This window comes from Psychrobacter sp. NPDC077938, from assembly GCF_044542635.1.
GTDB lineage: Bacteria > Pseudomonadota > Gammaproteobacteria > Pseudomonadales > Moraxellaceae > Psychrobacter.
The window spans coordinates 149,135-160,847 of the sequence record NZ_JBITUW010000001.1; the positions used below are offsets into that span (position 1 = coordinate 149,135).

The following is an 11,713-nucleotide window of genomic DNA, read 5'->3' on the forward strand; positions in this document are numbered from 1 at the left end:
ATTGTATCCAAAGTAGCTGTTACCGACTATATTACCATTGTCTTTTGATCATAAGCCCTATTTATAGGTGCTATTCATAAGTGATGTTCATAAGTGCAAGTCATCAACATTGCTCATAAACGTTAATAATCAATCATTAGTTGTTAATCGTCAGCTATTAATCAGTAGTGATTAATCATAGTCGTCAAAGATTTTATTAAGTCTGTTGAGACTATTGACGATTAACTTACCAGATTGATCTGTGCTGGTATCAATCGCTAGCTTTTCGTCCATCCGCATCGTCAATGGCTCTAACGCTTGCTTGAGGGCAGTTGCCATCAGTGCCGTTTGATGATGAATATCAGGGATATCGCTATCGGCTGTTTGATTCTCATCACTCTTAGCTAAGGTCTCAGTTAAACTACTAGACAAGCTATCCGCCATTTTCTGTGCCAGTTGTTCAACGGCATTGACCAGCTGCACCATGAGCTGTTTTTGTGCATATTGGTTTTGCTTGAGATACTCGCCTTCTGCCTTTCCAGCATTGTGATCGTGCTTATATATTTGCAGCAATTGGCTCACGCTTTTTTCAAAGCCATTATCGATACTGTCGCTGACGACTTTGGCATTGTTAATGACGCTATCGGCAAGTATTTTTTGTGCTTCTAATTGGGCGTTTAGCTGGGCATCGAGTTGCGCTTGCTGTCCTGCTTCTCGTAAGCGAGCGATTTGCTCTGGGTCGTTTTTCGTTAAGTATGTCTCAAACTGGCTACTGATGGCATTGAAGCCACTGGCCAAATCGACCAACTGGGCGACGATACGTGCGCCAGTATCACCATCTTCACCGCCCATGGCTTTGTTACGTAGGAAGTCGGCTTTGATCTGCGCCCAACGCTCTGTTTCTGCTTCGGTCAAGACACCACGCATCTCACCAAGCTTGAGCAAGTTGCTCTCTGCGCCTTGGGTCAATAGCTGTGACTCGCCTAGATAATGATCATCTATCAGCTGGTTCAGCTCGCTTTCATTCATGACTGCCGATAGCTTTTCGGTCATCTTATTCATATTACGATAACTGCCCTGTAGCTTAAATATCGGCTCAACACGATACTTATCATCTTGCGAGGCGGAGGCAATATAGGCTTGGTTGACATCCAGAATGACTTCTTGCACCCTAAACATATGACGCAAAATAGCGATAATCTCGTTAATTTCTGAGGTACTATACGGATACGTCAAATCGCTGCTTTGTGCTTGGACAAGATTCGCATTGTCCGTTTTTGCCATTTTAATCAAACGATGGACATCGCTTAAGTCACGGTTGGCCATTGGTGCGAGGACGGTATTAGAGGTCAGCGAGTTTTCGATATAACTGAGTGCAAACACCTCTTCCATGCCGCTCATGATATCGCCTAAGTTATAGATATCGGCACGGTTAGCGAGCATGTCAGGGACTTTAAAAGCTTCACCACTTTCGGTATATGGGTTACCTGCCATGACCACGCAGAACTTTTTGCCACGCATGTCATAGGTCTTAGTCTTCCCTTGCCAGACACCATCGATACGGCGTGTGCCATCGCCCAATGAGATAAACTTCTGCAAAAATTCCGCATGGGTATGCTGAATATCATCGAGATAAAGCATGACGTTATTGCCCATCTCAAAGGCCAAGTTGATTTTATTCAACTCTTCTCGCGCAGTGGCATTGGGTGCTTTTTCGGGGTCTAATGAGGTGACGTCATGACCGAGTGACGGACAGTTAATCTTCATAAAGATAAGGCCGAGACGGTTTGCCACGTATTCCATCAGGGTGGTTTTACCATAACCTGGTGGCGATATCATCATGAGGATACCCATCAAATCGGTACGCTTATCCTCGCCGACCGTACCCATCTGTTTGGCAAGATTGTCACCGATGAGCGGCAGGTAGCTCTCATTAATCAGACGGTTACGCACAAATGAAGACAATGGACGCGGCATAAATTCGTCCAGTTGCAACGTCTCTTTTGAGTCATGCAATATCTCTGAGCGCATGGCCAGATAGCGTCTATAGGCAGGGATAACTTGGGTATCATGATGATGCAAACGATTTAAGAAATCATCGACGGCAAAGGTTAAGGTCTGCTGATGAATACGTATATGCTCACCCAGCAAATTATTGACTTGTATCTCAAGCGATACCTTACCCGTGCTACGTTCAAAACTTTGCACTTGATTAAGCGGATTATTAATACTGGTCAATGATGTAGTCGATGACGTAGCCGACGAGGTGATTGAGGAAAATGACAAGGCCGATGGTGTGCCACTTGCGCCTGTACTGTTTAAACCTTGATTACCCAATCCTTTAGCACTTAACCCTTTATTAAAAGCCCCTTTATCAAAGCTAGCACCTGAATCAATCAGTCGTTGCACCAAAGCTTCACGCTGAGCATCATTTAACTGGGTAAGCAAGACGGCAATGGCTTCTGGCACATAATGACGGCCACTCTCTAATTGCTGCTTGCGTAGCGCGTTTTGTGTTTCAATCTCAGCAAGCTCCTCTTCACTGAGTGCCTCGCCTGCTTCATTGGTGCCATCAGTCGCTACGTTAACCGACTCAGTACCACCATAAGTCTTATCAAGTAGTGCATGAAACCATGTGGCTAGTAGCTCATAGGCTGATTTGGGTTGGAATCCAAGCTTACTGATAGAAGACTGTAGTTGATCAAAACTGGCCGTATTTTGCGTGCTGCCTGAGGCACTATTCAATGTTTGGCTTAGCTGCTCACACAACTGCTGCGCTTGTTGACTGGTTTGCCATTTTATTGTGTTATATGCACCTGCATTCGATTCAGCCGACTGCCCCATGACGCTCACCAAATATTCACAAGCAAGCTGAACGTAGCTTGATTTGAAGATGTTGGCGTTATGAGTATCACTGGTATTTGAATCTGGTTCTGAATGCTTGCTAGCACCGTTATCAGCGCTAAGACTGTCGTCATTATGAGCCATAACAAAATAACGCATCACTTGGCTCATGTCCTCGACCAATAGAGACTTCGCAGTATCGCTGCCCAATGCACGGCGCAGTTGCTCAGCGGTAGCAGCTCTATCCGTCCAGTTATTTGCGCGTGTCAGCACTGATTCATTTAACCAAGCGTCATAACCAAATTGACGCAAGCTGTCTAGACCAAGTGCTTGTACAATGTTTAGTTGCCAATAGAATAATTGCGCCAACGCACGTACTTGCGGGGTATAAATCAGTAGCCCTGCCTCACGCAACGTTGGCAATATTTGCATCAATAATAGCGTGGCATCATGGTCATGAATGCCTTTGTCATAACCAAGCTGATAGCGAGGTGTGGCATAAGCTTTGACCAACTTGGACAATGGACTGTCGTTATCAATGTCGCCATTAATGTCTAGAGTAATAACAGTTGCATCGTAGGCTTGATATAGGCGCGCTTCAGTCAAACCCTCCTGGCTGTTCTTAGCACTTTCGATAATGCTATAGGCCAAGTACTCGGCGCGGTACACCTTGTCAGACTCGGAGGCGATATTCATGTCCCAATACGGGCGCAAGGCGTTTAGCTCAGCATTATTAAGCACTTCATAATAATCTGTACCCGTTAGATGCAAATTCAGCACACGCTTGCCGTCTGACTGTTGACGACTTAATAAGGTCAAATCAAGCGGCTGAGTATTGACCGAAAAACGGTGCTTACCCAGTTTGATGATTTGGCCACCATCTTCAAACAAGTCCGACTTGTCTTTTAGACTCTTATAGCTCTCGATTTGGATGGCTTTTAGACGCGCATCGATGTCATCAGCTTTGACGCTAAAGCCCATCGCTTGCAGCTCTTTTGCGATGTTGCGGACTTTTTGCACCAGACCATCAGCGGCAAAATACGTATTTAACGCTTCTTCCTCTGTAAAGCCTGTGACGCCTGTGCTTTGCGTGCGTTTTTTAATACTCTCAAGCATCCGCAGCGCGCCATCACCTAAATTTTGCGCTTTGCGATTACGAGCATCAAGCAGTTGCTGCTTATGGTTTTCAAAGGTTTCGTAAATCTCTTCACGCTTGCTGATGATATCTGCTAAAAACTGATCGCCACTATTGGTCTCTGGATCAGCGAACTGACTTTCCAACTCTTCTAGCTGTACCAGCAATTTTGCCATTTGCTCATCTGATTTCTCAGGCGTATTGGCAATGGATAACGCATTGGCTATGGACTGACCAAACAGCTTAAACTGCGCCCCAAACTGCGCCACGGCCTCAGCTGAGCCTAGATTTTTGCGTTTATGATTGAGCTTGGCTTTACTCTGGTTTAGGCTCGCATAAATGGTCGATATGTCATCGATGATTTGCGTACGCACTGTGGCATCGGCCACATCTAGCGTCCCTAGCAACTCGGTTAATAGATCTAACCCTTGCGCTGTTTCATCGATTTTTTCTAGTACGGGTTTTAGTTCAGCATTGGTTTCAGCGGTATTCAAGCGCTCACTGACATCGACCAATATGCCTTCGTAGCTTGATAGCGCTTCTTCGCCGCTTAAAAACAGCACCGTTTTTTCAGCCAGCTCGCTTTCGGCTTCTTCTAACTGCTTTTGCAGCGCTTGTAGCTTATCGGCATCTAGATAGCGCAAATCCTCCAAGCTGACCAAACGGCCTTTTTGGCGTCTTAATGCTGACAACTGATCGACATAATCACTGGCAGACTCAAAGCTAGTAACGCGTATCTGCCGCAAAATCTCACTTTGCTGCGTATCAGCATCGGCTAGCGCGGTTTGAGTTTGCTTTTGGATACTTTGTACTTTGGCGAATTCATCAATGACCAGCTCAGCCGTGGCCGTCACTTCCTTGATACTACTGGCGACTTCGCTTAGCTCAGGCTCAGACAGCCAATAATAGCTGTCAAAGAGACGACTGGTATTGTCAGCCAACTCTTCATAGAGCTTTTGAGAGACACTTTGATTATCAATCAGGCGGGTAATGCTATAAAGATCTGAGATACCGCGCACCAGCTCTTTATTGCCAATCTTGCCATAAAAACTCGTGCTCTCTGGCAGCTCACTCACATACTCGTGTGAGGCATAAGGGGTATGCCATATCTGCATCGGGTGAATACGAGATGGCTCACTTTGATCGCTAAACAGCACCAAACGACCATTCTCAGCCAAAGCCATACCGTTGCAATAGATAGGGTTTGCCAATTGCTTTTTGATCAAATTATAAGGAAACAACCCCGTGATACCCAAGTCTCTATCATAAAATAAGAATAAAACGTCTTCCCCATTTGGCGATATGATTTTGCGTTTGAACTTTAAGTCTTTGGCGTCCACGTTATTGGCATCAAACAGTTTATATTCGCCCGTTTGCAGATAGTAGCCACCCGGAAATATGATGCCGTGGTCTTCTGGTAGCTGCACACACGATTGTCCAATCGCATCCAAACGCAGCACCGCTTCGGTCAAGGTGTTATAAACAAAATAACGGTAGTCCTCTTCACGATAGGGCAATATTTTGAGCAGTATTAAACTGCCCACTTTGGCATACGCAATCTCAGCATCCGTCAGCGACTGGGTACGGTCATTAACTGGTTCGCTATAAATACCCTGACCGGATTGCGTATTGTCCTCAATCTTAATGGTCAAATCACCACCAACCGTTTCTACAAATATCGTGTCTAAGATATTCATATGGGGATACTTGCCATTCACCATTTGATCGCGTGTGGTCTCAATCCAGTCAAAATCATAAGCAGGCGGCAGTTCAATGTCACGCTCGCCTCGATTGTCCACATAAGCGACTTGTGCCGACTCTGGCGTACCTTGGCTAAAATCTAACGCAAAACGGAACACTCGAATATCAGTGATGCGCTCACCAATCTGAAATGCCAATAGCAATTTGCTGTCTTTCACCGTTATTTGAATCAGGCGCGTTTGCTTATAATATCGATACAGCTCATTGAAGTCTTGGACAAAGGCGTCTTGAGCCAAAAAAGTGCCTTTTAGGTCAACCTCTTCGAGCTGATACTCTTCTTCATTACCAGCTGGCTCGTTCAGACGATATAACGACAATACATCCTTAACATTGCTCGCACGTTTGAGTCCCATAAAAACGTTGTAGCCAAACAGTAGATATTCGCCTACTTGCACCATATCCTGCGCCACACAGTTATGTTCGGTACGGATACGCGTACGGGCGATGACTTGCATTTGAGTACTGCCGAACTCTTCAAGGCGTGCAGTATTTAGCGTGGCCGTCTGTTGCTCTAAACGAGCACCTTGTTCTGTCAAACGTTTTTTGATGAGCTCATAAGCATTGCCCGAGGCAACCGCCTGATCAGTTTGGCTTGCTTGACTAGCATTAGGGTTGTCATTGCTATCTGGAGTGGTTAGGTTTTGCGTGTCCGCCATTGTTGCTCGTCCGTTTCTGTTTTTACATAATAAGAGAATTTTTTGGCAATAAGGAAAATAAGAAGTTATTTGAGATAAAGATCATCGAAAGTAAAGAAGCACTTGGCTAATCTAAAAAAACGATTCATCACTGCTGATTTTTTAGATTAGCCAACTCATTATTAATAATAAGTTGGCTATCGCTCTATGAAGATGTATAGAACAAGTTGGTTAGATTCAGCCTGCCTCCTAAATGACAGGCTAGTTATCAAGGGAGAAATGCATTAATTTTGGCGCGTGTCTTCAATCTATAAAGACATGTCTTAATATTAAATGGTTTTATCATCATTTTGCTTGGTTGCTTTCATAGCTTGACTAGCCATCACGCCATTGATAATACCGCTCAACGTATCTGACTTACCTGCTAGGCCATCGATGGCTTTGCCGATAGATAGTGACTTGGCAAAGTTATCAAAGAAATGCGCTTCGCCGCCAACAATATCGATTTTGGCTTTCTGTAGCGCCACTGCCAATACTTCAGCATTTTCTTTCGCAATCTCTTTACCAGCGTCAATAGAAGCAAGCGCTTCTTGCAATGCTGTCTCAAGACTCATACGGAACTCTTCGTGCTCACGTGCTTCTTTGCTCATGCTACCCATGGCATTGAATTTCTCGACCAGACCATCTGCTTCGGCTTGGAAATGCGCACGAGTAACTTCGGCTTTTGCCAATCCAACTTCACGTTCTGCTTTGGCATTTGACTCACCGCGAGCCGCGATGATTTGAGCATCTGCCATACCTTTTTCACGCTCAGCTCTGGCGGTAGATTCACCGCGAGCGGTGATGATTTCTGCATCGACCATACCGATATCACGCTCAGCTTTTGCCTTGGATTCGCCACGAGCCGCGATAACCTCAGCATCTGCCATGCCTTTTTCACGATCTGATTGCGCTTCAGCTTGTCCAGTCGCTCTAATAATATTGGCTTTCGCAATGCCTTCTTTTTCCAAAGAAGCCGCTTTGACTTCTTGGATAGCAGCTTCAGCAAAGCCATGTGCAGACTCTTCGGCTTTAATACCTTCAGCCATTCTGATTTTGGCTTCTGACTCTTTGGCAGAGGCTTCAAGGTTAGCCGTAGCAAGCGTAGTGATTTCAACGGCTTTATGCTTGGCTGACAGCTCTTCGGCTTCGGCTTTTTTCACCTGACGTACTTTGATTTCTTCAGCATCCGCTTCAGCAGCTAGGACGCGTGTTTGCTTAGAACGCTCAGCCTCACTAACTTCGCGAACTTCTTTGATACGCTCTTCTTCTTGCGCCACTGTTTTGTCGACCGCAATACGCTCGCGGATGACATTGGCGATTTCTTTTTTCTCAAGTTCAATCGCACGTTCAGCCTCGATACGTTGCAAGTCAACTTCACGCTCACGAGAGACGATTTCTAAGTCACGGGCACGCGTAACCTTCTCTTCTTCGATGACAACTGCACGCAGACGATTTTGACCTGCTACTTCAATTTCACGTTGCTGATTCTCTCGCTGAATCGCTAAGTCCTGCTCAACCATGATGACGGCCGTTTCTGACTTCTTACGCTCTTCTTCTTCAATCTTACGAGTTTCAGCCGTTTCACGGGCAATCACTGACGATATTTCACGCTTTTGCTTGGCTTCAGCATCGGCTTGTTGACGCTCAAGCTCTAGCATCGCCTCTCTGGTTTCAACGTTCTTTTTCTTAACCGCTAGCTCTTCATCACGCTCAAGCTCATTGGTAATAACGTTTTGAAAAGCCGTTAGTTGAGTAATCTTTTTGATACCTTCAGCATCTAGGATATTACTTGAGTCCAATGACACTTTCGGTGTTTGCTCTAGATAATCGATCGCGACATCTTCTAAGACATAGCCGTTTAGATCGTTACCGATTTCTTGAACGATACTGTCACGAAACTCGCTGCGGTTTTCAAACAATTTAACGAAATCTATTTGCTTACCAACTGTTTTTAGCGCTTCTGAAAACTTGGCATTAAACAGCTCATTAACAGCGACTTTATCTGATGCTCTCTCAACTCCAACCGATTTGGCAACTTTTAATACATCTTCTTCGGTTTCATTGACACGTAGATAAAATGCGACTGTAATATCAGCACGCATATTATCGGCGCAAATTAGTCCTTCTTTACCGCGTCTGTCCACTTCTAACGTGATGAGCGAGATTCTCATCAGCTCTTTTTTATTAATAACTGGCCAAACAAAGCCACCATCAAAACGTACGGCTATTTTGCTCACACCGTTAATAATTAGTGCTTTGCCCTGCTCAACCTTGAAGTAAAAGGCTTTGAGCATCAACAGTGCTGCCATAATGAAAACAAACGCCAGCACCACAACCACGCCGACGATAATGAGTATGTCCATGTTTATTCCTTTAATTGAAACATTCTATAGTCAGTTCTATATCCATCAGATGTTCGGTCCGGTTTGCTCAACTACTCTATGTAGCAGTTTCACTTGCCTTTTCTCATACCTAAACTAGTTGAACCAACAATAACTAAATTTAAAACCGTTCGTATGATGTGAAAAATAGAGATTTTTTAGCTCAATGGCTGTTTATTATTTATCAAGGCTTATCTTATTTTCGAGTTTACTCTATGCTAAAAGCGATGATAGAAAGTCGTATCGACTAAACGATTTATAATTATTTATCTTCAACACGAGCGACTTGATAGGTATTTTTTTCTTCTAAATACGCGATCAACATCACTCTATCGCCCTTTTTCAGTAAGCTAGTACTGTTGTCTGAACGAATCTTGAGTATCAAACCTGCACCGCCATCATTCAATTCTGCCTCACCGTGCTTGTCCGTCACACTAAGTGTGCGCACAATCGCGATTTTGCCTACATTATTAGCAGAATTACGTTTGGGGATTCTGGCAATGTTTTTGCGGATGGGTGAAATGATAATGCCTGTCAGCCACATAGAAACGACCAATACGAATATTAGTGCCCCTGTGCCAAACACGTAATACAGAACACCAGAGTCAAAATTTTGATGTAAGAAACTGGTATACAAATAGCTCAACAACCAACCGATTAAACTAATTAAGCTTAATATAATGACTAAAGGCACACCGTAGAGACCAAACTTCAACATGAGACCTGTAAAAAAACCGGTCGATGATAAATCAGAGACAGCAGCATCACTACCTGTCTCTACAGCATCCACGCTGTCCATATCTGCCATGCCGAGTAAAGATACCACCCAATATAGAGTAACGAACATCACAAGACCGGTGAAAACAATCGTTGGATATAAACTTATTTTGGTGATGAACACGAAAAAAGCCTCTTGCATTACGCGGGTTCTCCCTTTGTGAACCTAATCTTCTATTTGTAATAACCTACTACAAAAGCTAAGGCTCTTCACTTAATATTTATAAACTTATGTTGTTTTACAAATAAGTTTATATACATATCACGACATAAAACATACTTCTCTAACGACCCCATATCGGTGAGCGTACGACTCCACCATTTTGACCGCTAATGGCATAGCTGATATTACCTGACAGCGAATGGATAACTAGACTACCACCATTTTGGCTTGCTACTTGCCCGCCCACACTCAAGCGGCGAGTTGGATAGACGGCATAATTGCCAGAGGGAGATAGACGTGCAGGCTCATCAAGCCCTGTTTCTGCCAGGTTGACCACCTGTCCAGTCGTCAAGGTCATGACAGCCGCCTTGCGACCATTTAGATAAGCCATACGCTGACCATCTAAGCTAAGCTGAGGACTAGCCACATACCCATTTGTTGATACAGGTGTCGCATTGCCTGTAGCGAAGTCATAACGATAAATTCGCGGTCGTCCAGCACGGACTTTATCACTGGTATAGACAAAACTCTTACCATCCGCAGCATAACTTGGCTGTACCTCTGTACTCGGCAGAGTCGTTAACTGCTGGGTACTGCCATCACTCAGACGCATCTTATAGATATCAGCATTACCACCGACAGTAGAGCTATAAAGCAAATCTTGACCATCGGGTGAGAATGACGCTGACATATTGCTGCCTTCAGCATTTACCACTAGATTGCGCGTATTGCTACTACGATCATAAATATAAATTTTGGGATGCTCACGCGAGGCTTGTTTGCTATAGGCAAGCAGTTGTCCGTCTGCCGACCATGCTGGCGCATAGATATAGCCATTAAGCTGATCGATGAGCTGACGATCGCTACCGTCAGGACGAATACTATAGAGTGCCGATACTTTCGCCGTACCTACGCCCTGCTCTTCTATATAGGCAATATATCCTTGGCGATCAATCACTGGCATACGTGCAGTCAGCGGACTGGTCTCAACTGTACTGATTGGCTTTTTTACTGAGGTAGTAGGTAATGTCTGGCAACCGTTAAGCACAGCAAATACGCCGATGGCAATAGGTGTTTTTATCATTAGCCTATCTATGTTTGATTTAGATAGACTTCCTTTACATATGGTTGTTTTATTTATGGCAGTTTTCAGCATAGCGTCATATCCAACAGAACTTGATGATAAAAGTCTTATAAATATCTAAAAAAGCGATCGTTATCGACATAAATTCAGAGCCATCACCATCAATTTAAAAAATCAAATATATTACAGAAACATTACTCTAGTGTAACCTAAACTGGACTAAATTTTGGATAAAAAAATGCCCCACTTGATAGCGAGGCATTTTGCGTTTCAAGAAGAGTAACTTTAAATGAGCAATTTTAAATGAGCAATTTTAGACAAATAATTTTAATTGTTTAAACTCACGAACCAGTCAAACTGTTTACTCAATCATTAAGCTATTTTGTAACGGCTTTAAAATAAGCGACTTGATCATCGTTTTTAATGGTCAAGATAGGCACATTATTGGCATTCTTACTAAGGCTATACTTACCTTGTACAGTGGCTAGTGTGGCAGTATCAAAGCTGGCTTGCGGTTCAGGACATGCCATCATAGTACTGATGCCGTTTTTAATCTCTACCTCACCGTTTGCGACACTATATCCAGCGCCCATGCTATTACAGGTATTCATAAATGCCACGTAATCCCTACCGTTATCATTCATAAAATTCAACGTTAATGGCTTGGCTGGGTCAAAAAACAGCTGAGTCACTTTATCACCATTGCTGCGTTTGGCATCAACGAGCTGCCAGTTGTGTGCTTGCAAGACATCTGCAGTGATTGGCTGACTGACTGGCGCAGGCAAATTCGACGTCTGGCAACCCGCAGCAAACGTACCAACTGCCAATGTCGCGACCATCATTACTTTAGTCATGTTCTTCATTTCAACTCCTCGCTTTATTACATCCGATACTTTTACTAAACACACTATC

At 44.0% G+C, this 11,713-nt stretch carries 5 protein-coding genes; all 5 read right to left on the reverse strand.

Annotated elements, in window-relative coordinates:
• Positions 1–171: 171 nt before the first annotated feature.
• The gene (locus tag ACIGBM_RS00730; RefSeq protein WP_397476442.1) at positions 172–6,375 is read right to left on the reverse strand and encodes a DNA repair ATPase; all 6,204 of its coding nucleotides are present in this window, start codon (positions 6,373–6,375) and stop codon (positions 172–174) included.
• Positions 6,376–6,683: 308 nt separating this feature from the next.
• Entirely contained in the window at positions 6,684–8,759 is a 2,076-nt protein-coding gene (locus tag ACIGBM_RS00735) for a hypothetical protein (protein WP_397476443.1), read from the reverse strand.
• Positions 8,760–9,039: 280 nt separating this feature from the next.
• A complete protein-coding gene (locus ACIGBM_RS00740) occupies positions 9,040–9,696 on the reverse strand; it encodes a hypothetical protein (RefSeq protein ID WP_397476444.1) in 657 nt (218 codons plus the stop codon).
• A 142-nt stretch (positions 9,697–9,838) separates the two neighbouring features.
• Positions 9,839–10,801 carry a Xaa-Pro aminopeptidase gene (locus tag ACIGBM_RS00745; RefSeq protein ID WP_397476445.1) on the reverse strand — a complete coding sequence of 321 codons (963 nt, stop codon included), beginning with the start codon at positions 10,799–10,801 and terminating at the stop codon, positions 9,839–9,841.
• Positions 10,802–11,178: 377 nt separating this feature from the next.
• The gene (locus ACIGBM_RS00750; protein WP_397476446.1) at positions 11,179–11,664 is read right to left on the reverse strand and encodes an META domain-containing protein; all 486 of its coding nucleotides are present in this window, start codon (positions 11,662–11,664) and stop codon (positions 11,179–11,181) included.
• Between the last annotated feature and the right edge of the window lie 49 nt (positions 11,665–11,713).